General features: G+C 47.0%; 16 protein-coding genes. 12 read left to right on the top strand and 4 right to left on the bottom strand.

Annotated features, from left to right (window positions below):
• Nucleotides 1-38 precede the first annotated feature (38 nt).
• The 3 genes from MKS89_RS00975 to MKS89_RS00965 all read left to right on the top strand — a co-directional run bounded on the left by MKS89_RS00975 (nucleotide 39) and on the right by MKS89_RS00965 (nucleotide 2,976).
• A complete protein-coding gene (locus MKS89_RS00975; protein ID WP_072960488.1) occupies nucleotides 39-668 on the top strand; it encodes a response regulator transcription factor in 630 nt (209 codons plus the stop codon).
• Nucleotides 669-991: 323 nt separating this feature from the next.
• The gene (locus MKS89_RS00970; RefSeq protein ID WP_038178767.1) at nucleotides 992-1,258 is read left to right on the top strand and encodes a DUF4212 domain-containing protein; all 267 of its coding nucleotides are present in this window, start codon (nucleotides 992-994) and stop codon (nucleotides 1,256-1,258) included.
• Between the two features lie 14 nt (nucleotides 1,259-1,272).
• Nucleotides 1,273-2,976 carry a sodium:solute symporter family protein gene (locus MKS89_RS00965; RefSeq protein WP_072960485.1) on the top strand — a complete coding sequence of 568 codons (1,704 nt, stop codon included), beginning with the start codon at nucleotides 1,273-1,275 and terminating at the stop codon, nucleotides 2,974-2,976.
• Nucleotides 2,977-3,114: 138 nt separating this feature from the next.
• On the opposite strand, the gene MKS89_RS00960 is transcribed toward MKS89_RS00965, so the two are convergent.
• Both MKS89_RS00960 and MKS89_RS00955 read right to left on the bottom strand, forming a co-directional pair.
• Nucleotides 3,115-3,786 carry a 7-cyano-7-deazaguanine/7-aminomethyl-7-deazaguanine transporter gene (locus MKS89_RS00960; RefSeq protein ID WP_072960482.1) on the bottom strand — a complete coding sequence of 224 codons (672 nt, stop codon included), beginning with the start codon at nucleotides 3,784-3,786 and terminating at the stop codon, nucleotides 3,115-3,117.
• 322 nt (nucleotides 3,787-4,108) lie between these two features.
• Nucleotides 4,109-5,392, bottom strand: coding sequence for a dicarboxylate/amino acid:cation symporter (locus MKS89_RS00955; protein ID WP_077316258.1), 1,284 nt, complete (start codon nucleotides 5,390-5,392; stop codon nucleotides 4,109-4,111).
• A gap of 433 nt (nucleotides 5,393-5,825) precedes the next feature.
• On the opposite strand from MKS89_RS00955, the gene gmk reads away from it, so the two are divergent.
• From gmk to MKS89_RS00915, 8 genes are all read left to right on the top strand, one after another.
• On the top strand, nucleotides 5,826-6,464 hold the full coding sequence (gmk, locus tag MKS89_RS00950) for a guanylate kinase (protein WP_072960596.1): 639 nt from the start codon (nucleotides 5,826-5,828) through the stop codon (nucleotides 6,462-6,464).
• Nucleotides 6,465-6,560: 96 nt separating this feature from the next.
• A complete protein-coding gene (gene rpoZ, locus MKS89_RS00945; protein WP_072960479.1) occupies nucleotides 6,561-6,833 on the top strand; it encodes a DNA-directed RNA polymerase subunit omega in 273 nt (90 codons plus the stop codon).
• A gap of 34 nt (nucleotides 6,834-6,867) precedes the next feature.
• On the top strand, nucleotides 6,868-8,982 hold the full coding sequence (gene spoT / locus MKS89_RS00940; RefSeq protein WP_072960476.1) for a bifunctional GTP diphosphokinase/guanosine-3',5'-bis pyrophosphate 3'-pyrophosphohydrolase: 2,115 nt from the start codon (nucleotides 6,868-6,870) through the stop codon (nucleotides 8,980-8,982).
• A 204-nt stretch (nucleotides 8,983-9,186) separates the two neighbouring features.
• Nucleotides 9,187-11,265: an ATP-dependent DNA helicase RecG gene (gene recG / locus MKS89_RS00935; protein ID WP_072960593.1), complete on the top strand. Its 2,079-nt coding sequence runs from the start codon at nucleotides 9,187-9,189 to the stop codon at nucleotides 11,263-11,265.
• Between the two features lie 275 nt (nucleotides 11,266-11,540).
• Nucleotides 11,541-12,005, top strand: coding sequence for a MarR family winged helix-turn-helix transcriptional regulator (locus tag MKS89_RS00930; protein WP_072960474.1), 465 nt, complete (start codon nucleotides 11,541-11,543; stop codon nucleotides 12,003-12,005).
• Nucleotides 12,002-13,450, top strand: a complete 1,449-nt coding sequence (locus MKS89_RS00925; RefSeq protein WP_072960472.1) for an efflux transporter outer membrane subunit — start codon at nucleotides 12,002-12,004, stop codon at nucleotides 13,448-13,450. The genes MKS89_RS00930 and MKS89_RS00925 overlap by 4 nt, the downstream gene beginning before the upstream one ends.
• A gap of 21 nt (nucleotides 13,451-13,471) precedes the next feature.
• A complete protein-coding gene (locus tag MKS89_RS00920; protein WP_072960591.1) occupies nucleotides 13,472-14,662 on the top strand; it encodes an HlyD family secretion protein in 1,191 nt (396 codons plus the stop codon).
• A gap of 12 nt (nucleotides 14,663-14,674) precedes the next feature.
• Nucleotides 14,675-16,174, top strand: a complete 1,500-nt coding sequence (locus tag MKS89_RS00915; RefSeq protein ID WP_072960469.1) for a DHA2 family efflux MFS transporter permease subunit — start codon at nucleotides 14,675-14,677, stop codon at nucleotides 16,172-16,174.
• Nucleotides 16,175-16,197: 23 nt separating this feature from the next.
• Here the strand turns inward: MKS89_RS00915 and envZ are convergent, their stop codons facing one another.
• Both envZ and ompR read right to left on the bottom strand, forming a co-directional pair.
• Nucleotides 16,198-17,517: a two-component system sensor histidine kinase EnvZ gene (gene envZ, locus MKS89_RS00910; RefSeq protein WP_072960467.1), complete on the bottom strand. Its 1,320-nt coding sequence runs from the start codon at nucleotides 17,515-17,517 to the stop codon at nucleotides 16,198-16,200.
• A gap of 70 nt (nucleotides 17,518-17,587) precedes the next feature.
• A complete protein-coding gene (gene ompR, locus MKS89_RS00905; protein WP_072960464.1) occupies nucleotides 17,588-18,307 on the bottom strand; it encodes an osmolarity response regulator transcription factor OmpR in 720 nt (239 codons plus the stop codon).
• Between the two features lie 196 nt (nucleotides 18,308-18,503).
• Between ompR and MKS89_RS00900 the strand changes: the two genes are divergently transcribed.
• Entirely contained in the window at nucleotides 18,504-19,847 is a 1,344-nt protein-coding gene (locus tag MKS89_RS00900) for an aminotransferase-like domain-containing protein (RefSeq protein WP_072960461.1), read from the top strand.
• The last annotated feature ends 152 nt before the right edge of the window (nucleotides 19,848-19,999 follow it).

Raw genomic sequence — 19,999 nt, 5'->3', positions numbered from 1 at the left:
AATAATTTGGTTAATAACTTGTAAAAGTATGAATTGTAATGGACGCCAACTACACCATTATCATTGCAGATGATCACCCACTCTTCCGTAATGCACTATTTCAATCGGTGCATATGGCCGTGAGCGGTGCCAATCTACAAGAAGCAGATACACTTGATGCACTGCTTACCCTTCTGGCAAAAGAAGCAGAACCCGATCTGGTTTTGCTCGATCTAAAAATGCCGGGTAGTAATGGCATCTCGGGTTTAATTCAGCTCAAAAACACCTATCCGGATTTACCGATTGTTGTGGTATCGGCCAGTGAAGAACCTGCTGTTGTTGCCCAAGTGAAAAAGCATGGTGCTTTCGGCTTCATTCCCAAATCCAGTGATATGCGGACTCTCGTCAATGCACTCAATAAAGTGCTCAATGGTGACCCATACTTCCCCGAAGATCTGGTTGTGACCAATCAGCCCGGCAACGATTTAGCTGAAAAAATTGCGACATTGACACCACAACAATATAAAGTATTAGGGATGCTATCGGATGGCTTACTCAATAAACAGATTGCCTATGAGTTGAATGTTTCCGAAGCGACCATCAAAGCCCATATGACCGCGATTTTTCGCAAACTCGGCGTCAAAAACCGCACACAAGCCGTGATTCTGCTGAACGAAATTAACGACTGATCCACCTATATTTCATCGTTCTGAGCTGTGTGTCTGTGACACGCCTGTCCAATTCCTATCCGAATCTGATTTGCAGTGGCTTTCAGATTCAATTCAATGTCAACACAGCTCCGATGAGATGAGCTGTATATACTTTTGGCTAACAACCCCATCAATTAACATATTGTTTACATCTCTCGCTTCAATAAAAATCTACCAATCCATTCATACCAATAAAAAGTCAGAACACGACTAAAGTTGCAAAGATCAAACTACCACGAACTGCTACCTTATAAACGTAACATTATATTAACAAATATACCGATAACAGAAAGGAGACAGCTATGGCGTTTGAATCATCAGAACACGCACAAGCTTACTGGAAAGAGAATTTGGGAATTATGGGAACCCTGCTAACAATTTGGTTTCTGGTTTCTTACGGTGCCGGAGTTTTATTTGTAGACGCGCTGAACACGATTCAATTCGGTGGTTTTAAACTCGGTTTTTGGTTCTCCCAACAGGGGTCGATCTATGTCTTTGTTGCCCTCATTTTCATCTATGTTTGGCGAATGAACGCACTCGACAAGAAATATAACGTCCACGAAGACTAATGAAGGAGTGACGTATGGATATTCAAACTTGGACATTTATCCTTGTGGGTGTAACTTTTGCCTTGTATATCGGGATTGCGATCTGGGCAAGAGCGGCTTCAACCAGTGAATTTTATGTCGCTGGCGGAGGTGTACATCCGGTGGCAAATGGGATGGCAACGGCGGCTGACTGGATGTCTGCGGCATCATTTATTTCTATGGCGGGAATCATTTCCTTTATTGGCTATGACGGCGGTGTCTACCTGATGGGTTGGACCGGCGGCTATGTCTTACTTGCACTTTGCCTCGCCCCCTATCTCAGAAAATTCGGTAAATTTACCGTCCCGGATTTTATCGGTGATCGATATTATTCCAGAACGGCGCGAATGGTTGCTGTATTCTGTGCCATTTTCGTTTCTTTCACCTATGTTGCCGGCCAGATGCGTGGCGTTGGCGTCGTTTTCGCGCGTTTTCTTGAAGTCGATATCAACATGGGAATTATTATCGGGATGGCAATTGTGTTCTTCTATGCGGTCATGGGCGGCATGAAAGGCATCACGTATACGCAGGTCGCCCAATATTGTGTACTGATTTTTGCATTCTTGGTTCCAGCGATATTCACCTCACTCATGATGACCGGAACACCGGTTCCACAACTGGGATTCGGTTCAACCATCTCAGGGACCGATACTTTCCTCTTGGATCGATTAGATGGTTTAACCCAGGAGTTGGGCTTTACCGCATATACTGACGGTTCAAAAAGTATGGTCGATGTCTTCTTTATCTGTGCCGCTTTGATGGTTGGAACGGCGGGTCTCCCCCACGTTATTATCCGTTTCTTTACTGTACCGAAAGTCTCTGATGCACGGATTTCTGCCGGATGGGCACTAGTGTTCATCGCCTTGCTCTATACAACAGCACCTGCGGTTGCAGCATTTGCCCGAGTCAACATGATCGATACGATTAATGGTCCGGACATGAAGGGCGTTCAGTCTGCAGATGCACCGAGTTGGTTTAAAAACTGGGAAAGCACCGGACTGGTTTCATGGGAAGATAAAAATAATGATGGTCGCATGTTCTATGCGGGTGATGCGCGTAATGAAGTGAAGATCAACCGAGATATCATCGTACTGGCATCTCCGGAGTTAGCCAAACTGCCAAACTGGGTCGTTGCCTTACTGGCAGCCGGTGGTCTGGCCGCCGCACTCTCGACAGCTGCCGGTTTATTGCTGGTCATCTCCACCTCTATCTCACATGACTTACTCAAAAAAGGCTTCAAGCCAGACATGACCGACAGGCAAGAGTTACTCGCCGCGAGGATCGGTGCCGCACTGGCTGTCATCGGTGCCGGCTATTTGGGAATCAACCCTCCGGGATTCGTGGCGCAGGTGGTCGCCTTTGCCTTCGGCCTTGCTGCTGCGTCCTTCTTCCCAGCCATCATCATGGGTATTTTCTATAAGAAAATGAATAAAGAAGGGGCGATTGCAGGGATGCTTTCCGGGATTCTTTTCACTGCCGCGTACATCATCTACTTTAAGTTCGTCAATCCGGCAGACAATACACCGGACAACTGGTGGTTCGGTATTAGCCCGGAAGGTATCGGAACATTAGGGATGTGTCTGAATTTTGTGGTCGCCATTGTGGTCAACAAATTTACGGCAGAAGTCCCCGATGATGTGCAGGAAATGGTGGAGTCTATCCGCTATCCGAAAGGAGCAGGTACCGCCCATAACCATTGATCACTATAGAACGGATGTGACTCGAAGCGTATCGGGTCATCTCCTTCACTCTGGCACCGATGAATCCTGATTCATCGGTGCCGTGTCTGTCATCCTGAGCGCTGTAACGATATTTCTCAGCCCTTCATCACAGCAACTTTAAGCTTTCGCACTGGTCAGTGAAAAATTCGGGTTGGTTGCGGTAATTCGATTCACCAGATAGTTCAGTAACACTCCATACATCGGCACGAACAGCCCTAAACTGATCACCAATTTAAAGCCATAATCCACCATCGCAATTTCCTGCCAGTGTTGTGCCATAAACGGATCGGGACTTTGGTAGAAGGCAATGCCAAAAAAGGCCACGGTATCCAGTGCATTGCCAAACAGTGTTGAACATGTAGGGGCAACCCACCATTGTTTGAGTTGGCGCAAACGGTTAAAGACCTGAACATCCAGCACTTGCCCCAACAGGTAAGCCATAAAACTGGCAATCGCAATTCGAGCCACAAACCAGTTAATCTGACCGAGTGGTTCAACGCCCTGAAAATGACCTTGAAAGAACAAGACTGACAAGAGATATGAAACGGCCAAAGCTGGGAGCATGACTAAAAAGATAATTCGCCGGGCCAGTGACGCGCCAAAAATTCTGACCGTCAAATCCGTCGCGAGAAAAATAAACGGGAATGTGAATGCTCCCCAAGTTGTGTGATACCCCATCACGGTGAAGGGGATCTGCACTAAATAATTACTGGAAGCAATAATCAATAAGTGGAATAAAATCAGGAAACTCAGCGCTTTGCGCTGCTGTGCAATGGTAAAAATACTCATGTTCTACCTTTTTCTTTTGGTTTGGGGTGAGGGAACCCAAATACAAATATATTCATTTGAGGCAAATCGCCCCAATCCTGTGCTCTTTTGATCCGAACGGCTCAAAAAGAGAGCGGATTATACAACAACGCCCCATGAGTGCAAGATAGATAAATGGCGTCAAAAAGAAAGGCATGACAAGGTTAGAGAAGAATATTCCGGCTCATCAGAACGGACAAGCCGGAATATTTTTTAAGAAAAACAGACAAAGACGGGCGATGTCTTGACTGTAGCAATCAGCCCCTGCGCAGGTAGGTCTATGCAGGGGACAGAGATAAGATAATTATGAAAGTGAGGTTGCTGACTCCACTTCCCGTTCTTGTTCTCTTCCTTGTTTAGATGTTTGCTCTTGTCCTTGAGGATACTGAATTTCTTTTTCTGAAGCGCCAACCACAATCGATGCAGCCAGATCGCCAATCACGTTAATCGATGTTCTTGCCATATCCAATATGCGATCGATTCCCGCGATAAGAGTTAAGCCTTCTAACGGCAGTCCCACTGACGTTAAAACGATGGATAGCATAATTAAGCCACCACCGGGAACACCAGCGGTCCCAATCGCACCTAACGTTGCCGTTAGAACGATGGTTCCCATTTGTGCGAAGGTTAAATCGATGCCATAAACCTGAGCAATAAAGAGTGCACATACCCCTTGGTAGAGAGATGTTCCCCCCATATTGATGGTTGCCCCTAATGGCAGAACAAAGCTTGCTATTTTGTCCGATACACCGAAATTTTCCTTAATCGTCCGGATACTGACAGGCAACGTGCCAGAGCTGCTAGACGTACTAAACGCCGTGGCAGCCGCCGGTAGAATACCTTTCATAAACCGTAATGGCGAAATGCCCGCAAATCCTTTGACGGTCACGGCATAGACAAACGCCATCTGTATAATGCAGCCGACATATACCGCTGCAATCACCTTAATCAAAGGAATCAAGACAGAGGCACCATTTGAGGCGACAACAGGGACAATCAAGCCAAACACACCATAAGGTGCTAATGACATAATAAAGCCGGTAATTTTATACATAATTTCAGCCACGCTTTCGAAAAACGAAATAAATGGCTGTGCTTTATTTTCCGGAAGAGACGTCGCTCCCATACCAAGAAATAAAGCGAAAGCAATAATCTGTAGCATATTGCCTTCAACAAGTCCTTTTAGTGGGTTCTTAGGGATAATATTTAAAAATGTATCCACCAGACTGACACTTTCCACGGCTTTACTTGTACCACTGACCGGAATGCTCAATCCTGCACCCGGTGTGAAGACTGTTGCTAAAAATAGACCAATCGTCACAGCAAAAGCGGTTGTTAACAGATAGTAACTAAGTGTTTTTCCTCCGATTCTTCCCAGTGTTTTAATATCACCAATACTAGCGGCACCAACAATTAACGATGAAAATACTAAAGGGACGATTAGCATTTTGATCAAGTTGATGAATAACGTTCCGATGGGTTTAATATAAGTATTCGCAATATCCGGTGCCCCTTGCAGAAGCAATCCAACTGCGACCCCGGCAGCAAGACCAATGAAGATTTTTGTGGTCAACTTCATTTTTTTCATGATGTTCCTCATTGTTTTCTATAGATGACATCGCCCGTATTATCGTCTATGACTGCTCTTTTATATGTCTATTCAAATGAAACGATAGACCTTGTTTATTGTATAGTTTGTGCTACACAAACTCGCGCGACATTATCACATTAATTAATAGCAAACTACGATAGACCGTGATGAAAAGGGTGGTTTTACACATTATTCTGCTTCGTCTCACACATGAACTCAGAATAATCAACCAAACGTCAGCAACCGGACTTGAGCGATGAGAACGGTTTGTGATACGCTTCGCCTCCATTTTTCTGCCCATGTTTTTATTCGTAATAAACCTCGGTATTCGCCTCATAATCGGTTTAAACTGAGTCACATGGGTTCAAAAGATCCTGAGCATCCGCTTGGTGATCTCGTGTTAACTGATAGTGAGAGTAAAATAGACATGATGGGTCAAGGTACGCTTTACATCGTTTCAGCCCCGAGTGGTGCAGGAAAATCAAGCCTGATCGCGGCCTTATTGGAAAAGAATCCGACCTATGCTATGAAAGTTTCCGTGTCGCACACCACTCGTCAACCCAGACCTGGTGAGCAGGATGGTATCCATTATCACTTTGTCGATAAAGCACATTTTGAAGCACTGATTGCCAAAGGTGAGTTTCTCGAATATGCCGAAGTCTTCGGGAACTACTACGGTACCTCTCAAGTCTGGATCGAAAACACATTAAAGAAAGGGATCGACATTTTTCTTGATATTGACTGGCAAGGTGCGCGGCAGATTCGGCAGAAAATGCCGGCAGCCCGGAGTATCTTTATTCTTCCTCCCTCAAAAGAAGAGCTGGAACGACGTCTGAACGCCCGCGGGCAAGACAATCAGGAAGTCATCGAGAAAAGAATGAGTGAAGCTCAGTCAGAGACCTCGCACTATCCCGAATATGACTATCTCATCATCAATGACGAATTTGATGCTGCATTGATGGATTTTAAAGCAATCATTCGCGCAGAAAGATTGAAGCAAGACAAGCAAGCTGCTAAATATAGCAGTATGCTATCGGAATTGTTGTCCACTGGAACGACAGGGCAATAAATGCCGACGTGATACCTCATGAAGTTTACAATTCATACCGTTCAGTTGTATAATTTCTGGTCATTTATAGATTTTTATTAACAAGTTGGAGTTCTCATGGCACGCGTAACTGTTCAAGACGCAGTTGAAAAAGTTGGTAACCGTTTCGATTTGGTTCTTATTGCGGCCCGCCGCGCTCGTCAAATGCAAACAGGTGGAAAAGATTCACTGGTGCCAGAAGAAAACGATAAAACGACCGTTATCGCACTACGCGAAATTGAAGATGGTCTGATCACAAAAGACGTGCTTGATGCTCGTGAGCGTCAAGAGCAACAAGAACAAGAAGCCGCAGAATTGGCAGCAGTAAGCAGCATCGCTCATAACCGTTAATTTTTGCAGCTAACACAACATACGGGCCTAAAATTTGTATCTATTCGATAGCCTCAAAGCCGTTGCCCAGGAATATCTGACAGAGCCTCAAATTGAGGCTCTACGTCACTCTTATGTCGTCGCGCGAGATGCGCACGAGGGTCAGACACGTTCCAGCGGAGAACCTTATATTATCCATCCGGTCGCAGTTGCCCGAATTCTGGCAGAAATGCGTTTGGATTTAGAAACGTTGCAAGCGGCACTCCTCCACGATGTCATCGAAGATACAGAAGTCACGAAAGAAGAATTGGAGACCAAATTCGGAACCGCAGTTGCCGAACTTGTTGACGGGGTTTCAAAGCTCGACAAACTAAAATTTCGTGATCGTAAAGAAGCACAAGCGGAAAACTTCCGCAAAATGGTGCTGGCCATGGTTCAGGATATCCGAGTCATCCTGATCAAACTGTCTGATCGGACCCACAACATGCGCACTCTCGGTGCACTTCGTCCGGACAAAAAACGCCGAATCGCCAGAGAAACGCTGGAAATCTATGCACCACTCGCCCACCGCCTCGGGATTCACAATATCAAAGTAGAGCTGGAAGAGCTTGGCTTTGAAGCACTTTACCCCAATCGCTATCGCGTGCTGAAAAATGTAGTCAAATCGGCACGGGGTAATCGTAAAGAAATGATCCAGCGAATCCACACCGAAATCGAAGGCCGCCTGAAAGACGTTGGCCTGACAGCTAAAGTGGTGGGACGCGAAAAAAATCTGTTTTCTATCTATAACAAGATGAAAACTAAAGAGCAGCGCTTCCATAGTATTATGGATATCTACGCCTTCCGAATTATTGTCGATACCGCAGACACTTGTTATCGGGTGCTGGGTCAAGTGCATAGCCTGTACAAACCTCGTCCGGGACGTATCAAAGATTATATCGCTGTACCGAAAGCCAACGGCTATCAGTCGATTCACACGTCAATGGTCGGCCCGCATGGGGTACCGGTGGAAGTTCAAATCCGAACCGACGACATGGATCAAATGGCCGACAAAGGTGTAGCAGCACACTGGTCTTACAAAGGCAACGGCGAACGCACCGGCACGACCGCTCAAGTCAAAGCACAACGGTGGATGCAAAGTCTGTTGGAACTCCAGCAAAGCGCCGGGAATTCATTTGAATTTATTGAAAACGTCAAATCTGATTTATTCCCGGATGAGATTTATGTATTTACCCCGAAAGGACGGATTGTCGAACTCCCGGCAGATGCGACCGCGGTTGACTTTGCCTATGCAGTACACACCGATGTCGGCAATACCTGTGTCGGTGCCCGGGTAGACCGGAATCCATACCCTTTGAGTAAATCGCTAAAGAATGGCCAAACCGTCGAAATCATCAGTGCTCCGGGCGCACGTCCAAACGCAGCATGGCTCAATTATGTCGTCACCTCCCGAGCTCGGACGAAGATCCGTCAGGTGCTAAAAACCATGCGCCGGGAAGAGTCCGTCACCTTAGGACGACGCTTACTCAACCATGCCTTGGGCGACCAGACCATCAATAGTATTGATCCGGAGATTATCCACAAAGTTCTTACTGAACTGAAAATGGAACAGCTGGACGATATGCTGGCAGCGATTGGTTTAGGTGAACTGATGAGTATTGTGATTGCCCGACGCTTACTGGGCAGTACCGATGGCATGACCGTCAATGATAACAACAGACCGAAACGGAAACTGCCAATTCGGGGAGCTGACGGTATTCTGCTGAATTTTGCCAACTGCTGTCACCCGATTCCTGATGATCATATTGTGGCACATATTTCTCCGGGAAAAGGGCTTGTCGTTCACCGTGAAACCTGTGCCAATGTCCGTGGTTATCAACGTGAACCTGAACGATACATGGCCGTCGAGTGGTCAAATGACTACGATCAGGAGTTCATTACCGAACTGAAAATCGACATGCAGAATCATCAGGGTGCGCTGGCAGAACTGACGAATGTTATCTCTCATACAGGCTCCAATATTCACGGGATTTCAACCGAAGAAAGAGACGGCCGTCTGTACACCATTACGGTACTCCTGACCACCAAAGATCGGGTGCATCTTGCAGGGATCATGCGAAAAATTCGCGTCATGCCTCATGCACTGAAAGTTCGGCGCAAACGCAGCTAATTCATTCCCAAAAACATGGCCAGATATTCAACAGCGATATCTGGCCTTCATTCTTTCTGCCCAGCTTTACTGATCAACAGAGCATTCGATCGATAAACGCACCGTAATGCGACCCATCTTAAAATAAAAGCACAAAAACCCTGTACAAAAAAACAGTTCGATGGTTGAATATTTGATACCTCAATGCATTATAAACAACCGATCATGTCGCAACTGCTTTCAGCTATTCCGTTAACATCACTTTCAGGCGTCGGAGCCAAAGTCGCTGAAAAACTCAGTCGGATCGGTTTGAATACCGTACAGGATCTGCTGTTTCATCTCCCCCTCCGCTATGAGGACAGAACCCGAGTTTACCCCATCGCGCAACTCCATCCCGGATTGTGGTGTGCAACTCAGGGGGAAGTGATGCAAACGAGTACCGTTTTCGGTCGAAAAAAAATGCTGACCGTCAAAATTAGTGACGGACATGGTTCACTGACGCTGCGATTTTTCAATTTCACGGCAGCGATGAAAAATAACTTCTCCGAAGGTAAATTTGTTCATGCATACGGAGAAATTAAACGCGGTAGTGCCGGTCTTGAGATTATTCACCCGGAATATAAGTTTTACACCCCACAACAGCCGATTGACACGGAAGCCAGCCTGACCCCCGTTTACCCAACAACGGATGGCCTCAGGCAGCTCACACTCCGCCAATTAACCGATCAGGCCCTTGCACTACTTGATAAAGCTGCCGTAGAAGAACTCTTACCCGACGGGTTGTACCATCACCAAATCTCTTTATCACAAGCACTACACACGATTCATCGCCCTGCGGCAGATATCGAGCTGGAATTATTTGATCAGGGCCGTCACCCGGCCCAACTGCGCCTGATTATGGAAGAGCTACTCGCGCAAAATCTCTCCATGCTGGCAGTTCGACACCGAGGTCAGCAAGACTTAGCGTTACCACTGCCGCATGTTGAACAATATAAGCAACAGTTTCTGTCTCAACTGCCGTTCCGGCCGACGGGGGCACAAGAGCGTGTGGTTCGCGAAATCGAATCGGATCTGGTCAAGGAATATCCGATGATGCGCTTAGTGCAAGGCGATGTCGGATCAGGAAAAACGCTAGTCGCAGCGATGGCAGCACTTCGGGCCATTGAACATGGCTATCAGGTTGCCCTCATGGCGCCAACAGAATTGCTGGCGGAACAACATACGCTCAATTTCAACAATTGGTTTGCCAGTATGGGGTTGCGCGTGGGCTGGCTGGCAGGAAAACTGAAAGGGAAAGCAAAAGAGCAAGCTTTGGCTGATATTGCATCCGGCGCCATTCACATGGTCGTCGGTACTCATGCTTTGTTTCAGGAGCAAGTTTCGTTCCATCACCTTGCATTGATCATCATTGACGAACAACACCGGTTTGGTGTTCATCAACGTCTCGAACTACGAGAAAAAGGGGCCAAACACGGTCGCTTCCCCCATCAACTGATTATGACCGCCACCCCGATTCCACGCACGTTGGCAATGACAGCCTATGCCGATCTGGAAACTTCCATTATTGATGAGCTACCGCCGGGACGCACGCCGATTCAGACGGTTGCCATTCCGGATACCAAACGAGATGATGTCGTTGAACGGGTGCGACACGCGTGTCTGACGGAAGGCAAACAAGCCTACTGGGTTTGTACCCTCATCGATGAATCTGAGATTCTTGAGGCTCAGGCTGCTGAAGAAGTCTGTCAGTTACTTCAGCAACAATTGCCCGAAGTTCGGATCGGTCTGGTACACGGACGCATGAAGTCGGCAGAGAAGCAACAAGTCATGCAAGATTTTAAAGAGAATCAGATCCATCTCTTGGTTGCAACAACCGTGATTGAAGTTGGTGTTGATGTGCCTAACGCAAGCCTGATGATCATCGAAAACCCGGAACGACTCGGGCTGGCTCAGCTCCACCAGCTGAGAGGCCGTGTTGGTCGTGGCTCAGTCGCAAGCCACTGCGTGCTTCTCTATCACCCGCCACTCTCGAAAACAGCTCAGAAACGCTTGGGCGTGATGCGCGAGAGTAATGATGGTTTTATGATTGCTCAGCGCGATCTGGAAATCCGCGGCCCCGGAGAACTTCTCGGCACCAAACAGACGGGACTCGCTGATTTTAAGATTGCCGATCTGGTGCGGGACCAACAACTGATTCCGGAAGTACAACGTATCGCGAGACACATTCACGAACGTTATCCAAACAATGCGACCGCGATCATCAATCGCTGGCTTGGTGAACGAGATGTTTATGCAAAAGCTTAACGAATATTAAACCGATATCGTTCAACACCCGCTATCCATCCATCTTAAAAATCATTGATTCAATATCCATCATGTTGTCACGCTGAATCACAGACAAAGTCACATTAAGTGTTGACTCCTGCCATAACGCACTCAATAATAGATGCCTAGTCAATTAATGCCACGACAATAAATGATACGGCAAACAAATTATATGTCAGTGAGCAATATAATCACCAACCCATATAAACCAGGCACACAGTTACATTGGGGCAGATATTAAGGTAGCGGGCATCATGATAGAGAGAAAACCAGAATATATTTTTGAGAACCTCGGATTTCTATTAACCAAGGCAGGGCAAATCAAAGATCGAATTCTTGATGCCCACTTAATGCCGGAAGATATCACATCAACTCAATGTAAGGTTCTGTTTAAAATTTCCCTCTTTGACTGTGATCGCCCTTCACTCATTGGCAAATCGTTAAATGTTGATAACAGTGCCATTACCCGAACACTGGATCGCTTGGCGAAAAAAGACCTGATTCAGCGTTTACCGGATCCCAATGATCGACGCTCGATACGGGTCGCCTTAACGAAAAAAGGAGATGAGGTTGTTCAACGCGCCCTGCCACTGGCAATGAATTCTCTCGATGAGCTCACCCAATCGCTCACCCAGGAAGAGCTTGACCAACTGCATCACTGTCTAAAGAAAATTGTCCTGTCAGGTTGCAAAGATAAGCTTATCGAGGAAGATGCATGAAGAAGTTACTCAAGCGCTCAGCCATTGCGATCACCTTGATTTTATGTGGTTGTGCTGCGCCAGATAGTATTCAGCCCAAAAATCACCTCGTCGATCAAGCTGTTCTGGCCCATAGCCATCAATTGAATCAACCCAAACTGTCACCAGCCAACTGGCCTGATCAAACGTGGTGGCAATCATTGGGGGATACTCAGTTGGATCATCTGGTCCGGACAGCCTTAAACCATAGCCCGACGATGCAGTTGGCGGATGCAAATCTGGTCAACGCATCTGCAATGGTCATGGCCGCCAACGCACAGTTTGATCCGACATTGTCTGCAACTGCAGGTGCGACACGCTCCAGACTGTCCCGTTCTGAAGATTCCACACGACAAGGAAACCGTTACGGCACACTCTACAGCCTTGGTCTGACAGGAAACTATGCGCTCGATCTGTGGGGCGGAAATCGTGATGCATGGGAAGCCTCTGTGAATCATCAACGTGCTGCTGAAATCGATCATCAAGCAGCGAGAATGATGCTCTCCAGTGCCATTGTTCAAACCTATATTCAGTTGTCTAATGCTTATGCGCTACAAGATTTAGCCCAACAAGATCTGCAACGCACCCAACGCATTGTTGATATCACCCAGCGTCTGCTGAAGAATGGGTTAACCTCAGAAGATCGGTTATACACCGCCCAAAGCAGTACGGCAGCAGCGAAACAAATCCTGAAAAAACGTGCTCTGACGATTAGCCAACTGAAAAACGCATTGGCGACATTGGTCGGACAAGGACCCGACATTGCGACCACGATTCAACGCCCTTCGATACTGATGGAAACAGCACTCGCACTGCCAGCCAATCTCCCTGCGAGCCTGCTGTCTCATCGCCCTGATATTGTCGCAGCCAAATGGCGAGTTGAAGCAATGAGTAAAGCAATCGATGCGGCGAAAACACGTTTTTATCCAAATGTGAATTTAAGCTTCTGGGCTGGATTCAAAGCCATGCTTGGAGATGCCGTATTTGAGGATGTCAGTCGTTCATGGCGCGTGGGACCGGCGATTTCTCTTCCCTTATTTACCCGAGATTTAAAAGCCAACCTGATAGAGAAAACCGCAGGTTATGATCGTGCTGTCGCACAATACAATGACGCATTGATAAAGGCTCTGGGCGAAGTGAGTGATAACATTCTGGTCATTAAATCAATTGCGTTACAACTCGACGATGCCCAGCAAAGTATGCGTCTGGCGGACAAAAGCTACCATATTACCGAAAAGCGCTATGAAGCCGGGATGGGTAGCCATCTTGAGGTTCTCATGGCTGAACAACAACTGATTCAAGCAGAATCATCATTTACACAGTTGAAAAACCAACAACAGGAACAGCAAGTTCACTTAATACGTTCATTGGGAGGCGGTTTCCATAATACGTCTCCAAGCGATCATCTTACGACCACAGCAAATTAATCATGATGAAGGTTTATGAATATGCAAGATCATACAAATGAAACGGTTGATTCACCCCGCAAAGGGCAACGCAAAAAAAGCTTAACGATTTTGCTGGTCGTCATTCTGATTGCAGCAATCGGGGGGGGATTTTATTACACGCACTATGTGGTTGGTCACCAAGAGACCGAAGATGCTTATGTAAAAGGTAACTTAGTCCAAATCACACCGGAGATTAGCGGCACAGTCACACAGATAGCCGCTGAAGATGGCGACTATGTTAAACAAGGTCAGGTGTTAGTTCGCCTCGATGACGCTGATGCGAAGTTAGCATTCGAAAATGCAACGGCAAATCTCGCTCAGACGGTGCGTAAAGTTCGTGGCTTGTTCAATAATGTTCAACAAGCCGAAGCGGTTGTAGCAGAAAGAAAAATTGCGCTGAATAAGGCAAAAACTGACTTTGACCGACGTAAAAATATGGTGGCAGTCGGAGGCCTGTCTCAGGAAGAACTCAGTCATGCGCAAGATATGATGAACTCGGCGGAGAAGGCATTGGCTGTCTCAGAGCAGCAACTCAAGTCTCAGCAAGCCATGATCCACAATACCACCGTCGAGACCCACCCTTTGGTCAAAACAGCCATTGCGAAACTTAAACAAACCTATCTCGAGGAACAACGGACTCAGTTAGTCGCCCCGGTGTCGGGTTACATTGCCCGGCGCAATGTACAGGTTGGACAACGAATCAATCAAAGCTCAATCCTGATGGCCGTCGTCCCCTTAGAGAGCGTGTGGGTTGATGCCAATTTCAAAGAAACTCAGTTGACGGACATGCGTATCGGTCAGCCGGTTATCCTCACATCCGATCTATACGGTGATGATGTGGTATTTCACGGCACGGTCGAAAGTCTGGGCATCGGAACAGGCAGCGCTTTTTCGATTCTACCGGCCCAGAACGCAACCGGTAACTGGATCAAAGTTGTACAACGCCTCCCTGTTCGTATCCAGTTGGATAAACAAGATGTACAAAAACACCCACTCAGAATTGGTTTATCAATGAAGGTTGATGTGGATATTTCAAATACAACCGGGCAGTTACTCTCACAGAGCTCGCCTGAAACTCCACGTTATCAGACGACCGTTTATGACCAAACGCTTGATGGTGTCGATCAATTGATCGACCAGATCATTACCGAAAATGATATTGCGACCAAACAATCCACAGCGAATCAGTAAGCAGGTGACGAGATGAGTCAATCGCAGGAATTTCAGCCCGCCAACATGGCGCTGTGTGTCTTAGCTATCTCACTGGGCGTATTCATGCAAGTGCTGGATACGACCATTGCTAACGTCTCACTGCCAACCATTGCCGGAAATATGGGCGTCAGTCTCAATCAGGGGACATGGGTCATCACGTCATTCACGGTCAGTAATGCGATCGGTTTGCCGATTACGGCTTGGTTGAGCCGCCGTATCGGTGAAGTTCATCTTTATGTCGGTGCACTCATAGCTTTCAGCATCACATCATTTCTTTGTGGCATCTCCCAAAGCATGGGAGAACTGGTTGTATTCCGCACGCTACAAGGACTTGCCGCTGCCCCATTATTTCCGATGAGTCAGGTTTTACTGATGTCGATTTTCCCGAAAGAAAAGCGAAGTATGGCGCTGGCTCTCATCGGCATGGTTGCGGTGGTTGGGCCAATTGTCGGGCCGATTCTCGGTGGCTGGCTAACCTATGACTATAGTTGGCCTTGGATTTTCTTCATTAACATTCCGATTGGGATATTCTCGGTTATGGTGATTCTCAGTCAGTTAAAAGAGCGTCCGCATCAACCGATGAAAACAAGACTGGATATTGTTGGTTTAATGACCATGGCGTTAGGGGTCGGTGCCTTGCAAATTGTGCTCGATAAAGGCAATGATTTGGACTGGTTCGCCAATAACTGGATTATCGGCGGGACGATTTTTTCAGTCATCATGCTGGTGTTTATGGTGATTTGGGAATTGACCGATGAAAACCCGATCATTAATTTGCGTCTGTTCGCGAATCGCAATTTCTGTATAGGGACGATCATCCTGACCTTGGGATTCGCCGGCTTTTTCAGTATCAACCTGATCTTGCCGCAATGGTTACAAAGTCAAATGAATTACACCGCCCTCTGGGCAGGGCTAGCAGCGGCACCAATGGGCATTATTCCACTGTTTATGACCCCGCTCCTTGGCCGTTTTGGTAGCCATCTCGATATGAGAAAACTCGCGTCGTTATCATTTGTCGTGATTGGACTGAGTTGCTATGCACGTGCCAAATTCAATAGCGATGTGGACTTTGCCACCATTGCATTGATACAGTTATTTATGGGCATCGGCATTGCACTGTTCTTTATGCCAATGACAACGATTTTGCTCTCTGATCTCAATGGCCCGGAAATTGCGGACGCAACGTCACTCTCGACATTCATCCGGACGATTGGTGCCAGTTTTGCATCATCACTCACCAGTTGGATTTGGTCGAGAAATGCCGGTGTGCACCATTCAATTATGGCTGAGCAAATCTCACCTTATAACCCGCAAATTGCCCCCGCCTTACAGCATGGAGATACGTTGAGTTTCCTTGCACAGTGGAACGGCATCATCACGTCTCAATCATTTATGATGTCCACAATCAATCTTTTTTCCATCCTGACGATTCTCTTTGTCGTCTTAGTTCCACTGATATTCTTGACTCGTAAAGCCGTGAAAACGGCGTAACAAATACTCAGTGGTCACAAGAGTCAGACTTGTTTCAGCTTCCCATTGACCGGGAAGCTGATCTGCACCTTGAGGCCACCATCTGAGCGGTTATGCATGGAAACACGTCCTTGATGCTGGTTAACAATTCGTTTAACAATCGCCAATCCGAGCCCGGATCCTTCACTACCTCGCGCAGAATCACCCCGGGTAAAAGGTTCAAATACTTTCCCCATTTGCTCTTCCATAATGCCGGGACCATTATCTTCCACACAGATCCACACTAACCGGTTGTCAGCCGTCATACCGGAACTCACTTTGATCCAACCGTGCCCATAACGGCAAGCATTCACAATCAAGTTAGTCAGTGCTCGCTTGATTGCAATAGCATGACCAAATGCGGGTTTCAACTCCGTCGCTAATTCTGTTTCAACGGCGACAGTCCGCTCTCCGGATCGGGTAACCTCCAGAATTAAGTCGTTGATCGCAACAGGCTGGAAAGTCTGAGCGTTCACGGGTTTGAGATAGTCCATGAACTGGCTAATAATTTCATTACACTCTTCTGTATCACTGATAATCCCTTCCGCCAGATAACGATCATCGGCAGACATCATCTCAGTCGCCAAGCGAATGCGCGTCAGAGGGGTACGTAAATCATGACTAATCCCGGCCATCAGCAATGCCCGATCCTCTTCCAACGCTTGAATCCCTTTCGCCATCTGGTTGAAAGCATGAGTCACCGAACGAATTTCAGAAGAGCCTTTAGCCTCGAGCGATGGCGGGATTTCCCCTTTCCCCACCGCCTTTGCAGCCTTTTCCAGCCGGATCAGCGGACGGTTTTGCCAGCGGATAAATAGCCAGCCCCCAAAGAGAATAAAGCAAGCCATCGTGAGGCTGTTCCAAAACAACGGTAAGAAATCATCTTCCTGTAATTCCGAGAGCGGTATCCGCAGCAGTACATCCGGTAGTGCATCGATTTTCATCCACAGCACATAACTTTTTTTCCCGAGACTCATTCGCACATCAGTCGGAGAGCCGAGTTCCTCGCTCATCTGTTCACTCATCAGATCAATCGATGTGGCTTGTTGATATGCGTCACTTGCCTGACTATGTAGCGGATGAATTGTCACGCCCAACTTCTCCAGCACCTGTCGGCGCATAGGGGCATCCAATGGAATACCATGATGTTCATCCATCGTATCATCCAGCATCAGATGAATTTCATGACTTAAAATCTTGTTAAACTGCTGCAAGCTGGGCAGTAAGGCGTAGTGAAAAACGGCGTAATAAGAATAGAGCTGGTTGGCAACCAGTAAGACGAGAAAAAGTAAAATGGTTTGGCTAAAAGCGCTGCGGGCACGCATCATGGAACTCCTGAATCATTGGGTCGCCCAAATCAATGACTCCCCAATGTAAATGATCGCGTTGAGTGGATTAATTGAACTGACCATCCGGCACAAAAACATAGCCTAATCCCCAAACGGTCTGAATATAACGGGGTTTCGCCGGATCGACTTCAAGCATTCGACGCAAACGAGAAATTTGCACATCGATAGAGCGCTCCATCGCGGAATATTCTCGTCCTCTTGCCATATTCATCAGCTTATCCCGTGACATCGGTTCACGCGGATTCGATACCAAGACTTTCAGAACCGCAAATTCACCGGAAGTCAGTGGCATCACCTCATCCCCGCGGAACATTTCCCGAGTCCCGAGATTGAGCCGGAATTCACCGAATTCAATAATAGTTTCTTCGGCACTCGGTGCACCGGGCAGTTCATTCACCTGACGGCGTAAAACAGCTTTGATCCGCGCCAGTAATTCCCGGGGATTAAAAGGCTTGGGCAGATAATCATCTGCACCTTGTTCAAGGCCAGTGATTCGATCTTCTTCATCCCCCTTTGCCGTCAACATCAAAATAGGTAATTGATTATTCGACTGGCGTAAACGGTGACAGATGGATAAACCATCTTCTCCGGGTAACATCAGATCCAGAACCATGAGATGAAAATTCTCACGAGCCAACAAGCGATCCATTTGCTCACTATTGGCAACACTCCGGACATGATAGCCTTGATCGGTCAGATAACGCTCCAGCAATGACCGGAGCCGAGCATCATCATCAACTACTAAAATCTTTTCACTTTCCTGCACGCATCACCTCTGTTCATCTGATACGAATTTTCTGATTTTAATGTATCACCATTTCCCGGCAAAGAACGAAAAGAATTGTTAACGTTTATGTCTTATCGACACACCACCTCCCACAACCGATACGCCTTATATTTCCATCCCCCGAAGAGTCCAGTACACTAAGTCACAGAGACTAAACACGAGAAATAGGTACGTTGTGAGTGAGGCCAAGTTTAAACTGATAGCCCAGACGATCATCTCCAGAATCACAGAAGGCTATTATCCACCGAATTCAAAACTGCCCCCTCACAGGGTGCTGGCCGATGAGCTCAATACAACACCGGTGACAGTGGCAAAAGCTTACAAGCTACTGGCCGAACAAAATCGTGTCGAATCTTTTGTCGGTCGGGGTACGTTTGTCTGTGGTGAATCACAGTTGTCTCAGGTGATTCATGCCTCGGAAGATGAAACTGAATTCAATTTTTCGATTCTCCAACCCTGTCTGAGCCATAACATCATGGCCTTGCAAGATGGATTTAAAAAAGCAGCAACCCAAATCACGCCTCAATTAATCGGTTATGCCGAATATTCGGGCCACCAGCAGCACAGACAAGTGGGTGTTGAATGGGCAGCCCGCTACGGCCTCACCGGAGGAACTCTCGATAATACGCTTTTGACCGACGGTGCCCAAAATGCACTGGCCTTGTTGATTGAAGCCCTGACCAAACCGGGAGATGCCATCGCGGTTGAGTCACTCACTTATCCGGGAATTCTTGCCATTGCCAGTCTCATGAGACGAGAAGTGATCGGGATTGAGATGGATGAACACGGCATCACGCCCGATGGTTTACAACACGTGCTGCAAACCGCAAAGCCGAAAGTCGTTATCGTGGTGCCTTCACACCAAAACCCCACCGGCGTCAGCATGCCCGCAGCACGACGAGAAATCATTGCGCAACTGATTCGTGATTCGCACACTTGGCTGATTGAAGATGATATCTATGGATTTCTCAATCCTGCGCCGATTCCTGCTATTTGTAACTGGCTTCCCGAGCAAGGATTCCACGTAACAAGTTTATCCAAAGCAATTAGTCCGGCATTACGGTGTGGGTTTATCAAAGTACCGGATGCGCAAATCAGTACCATAAATGCCCATATCCGCGCGAATATTTGGCTTTCTTCACCATTTAATTACCAAGTTGCTGCTGAGTTAGTCTCATCCGGAATGGCTTTTGAACTAGCTCAACGACAACAACAACTCGCCCAACAACGCCAGTTGATCGCTCAGGAAATCCTTGCCCCGGAGACACCACATCAGCATGGCTATCATATCTGGCTCGAGCTGCCACCGTATTGGCAGCCAGAGCGCTTTGTCTTAGAAGCCGCAAAGCGACATCTTTTAGTCAGTAGCGGCAGCTATTTCGCCGTTCAGCAGCCGACCAATCATATCCGCTTATCGCTGATGTCGATTAACTCAGAAGCACGCTTTCGGGAAGGGCTATACCAATTGAAAAACTTGATAGATACGAGTGCGACAAGCACGCTCCCCTTCCTGGTTTGAAATGAGTGATTGAGACGCTGTATACCGTCATCGGCACCTTAGTCTTGTTTCATAAAAAATGAAACATCATGTTATAAAAATAATTTTATAAAATATAAAGTTACTGTTTTATATGTCAATTCACACCTTGAATCATTCAACTGTTCTTCAAG

This window comes from Vibrio gazogenes, assembly GCF_023920225.1.
Taxonomy (GTDB): Bacteria; Pseudomonadota; Gammaproteobacteria; order Enterobacterales; family Vibrionaceae; genus Vibrio; species Vibrio gazogenes.
The sequence above is the reverse complement of the archived record's forward strand: the minus strand, read 5'-3'. Positions and strand labels throughout refer to the sequence as shown.

Excerpts from the sequence above, each read along its gene's own strand:
- MKS89_RS00975 (WP_072960488.1), top strand. The coding sequence starts at position 39 with ATGGACGCCAACTACACCATTATCATTGCAGATGATCACCCACTCTTC.
- MKS89_RS00970 (WP_038178767.1), top strand. The coding sequence starts at position 992 with ATGGCGTTTGAATCATCAGAACACGCACAAGCTTACTGGAAAGAGAAT.
- MKS89_RS00965 (WP_072960485.1), top strand. The coding sequence starts at position 1,273 with ATGGATATTCAAACTTGGACATTTATCCTTGTGGGTGTAACTTTTGCC.
- MKS89_RS00960 (WP_072960482.1), bottom strand. The coding sequence starts at position 3,786 with ATGAGTATTTTTACCATTGCACAGCAGCGCAAAGCGCTGAGTTTCCTG.
- MKS89_RS00955 (WP_077316258.1), bottom strand. The coding sequence starts at position 5,392 with ATGAAAAAAATGAAGTTGACCACAAAAATCTTCATTGGTCTTGCTGCC.
- gmk (WP_072960596.1), top strand. The coding sequence starts at position 5,826 with ATGGGTCAAGGTACGCTTTACATCGTTTCAGCCCCGAGTGGTGCAGGA.
- rpoZ (WP_072960479.1), top strand. The coding sequence starts at position 6,561 with ATGGCACGCGTAACTGTTCAAGACGCAGTTGAAAAAGTTGGTAACCGT.
- recG (WP_072960593.1), top strand. The coding sequence starts at position 9,187 with ATGTCGCAACTGCTTTCAGCTATTCCGTTAACATCACTTTCAGGCGTC.
- MKS89_RS00930 (WP_072960474.1), top strand. The coding sequence starts at position 11,541 with ATGATAGAGAGAAAACCAGAATATATTTTTGAGAACCTCGGATTTCTA.
- MKS89_RS00925 (WP_072960472.1), top strand. The coding sequence starts at position 12,002 with ATGAAGAAGTTACTCAAGCGCTCAGCCATTGCGATCACCTTGATTTTA.
- MKS89_RS00920 (WP_072960591.1), top strand. The coding sequence starts at position 13,472 with ATGCAAGATCATACAAATGAAACGGTTGATTCACCCCGCAAAGGGCAA.
- MKS89_RS00915 (WP_072960469.1), top strand. The coding sequence starts at position 14,675 with ATGAGTCAATCGCAGGAATTTCAGCCCGCCAACATGGCGCTGTGTGTC.
- envZ (WP_072960467.1), bottom strand. The coding sequence starts at position 17,517 with ATGCGTGCCCGCAGCGCTTTTAGCCAAACCATTTTACTTTTTCTCGTC.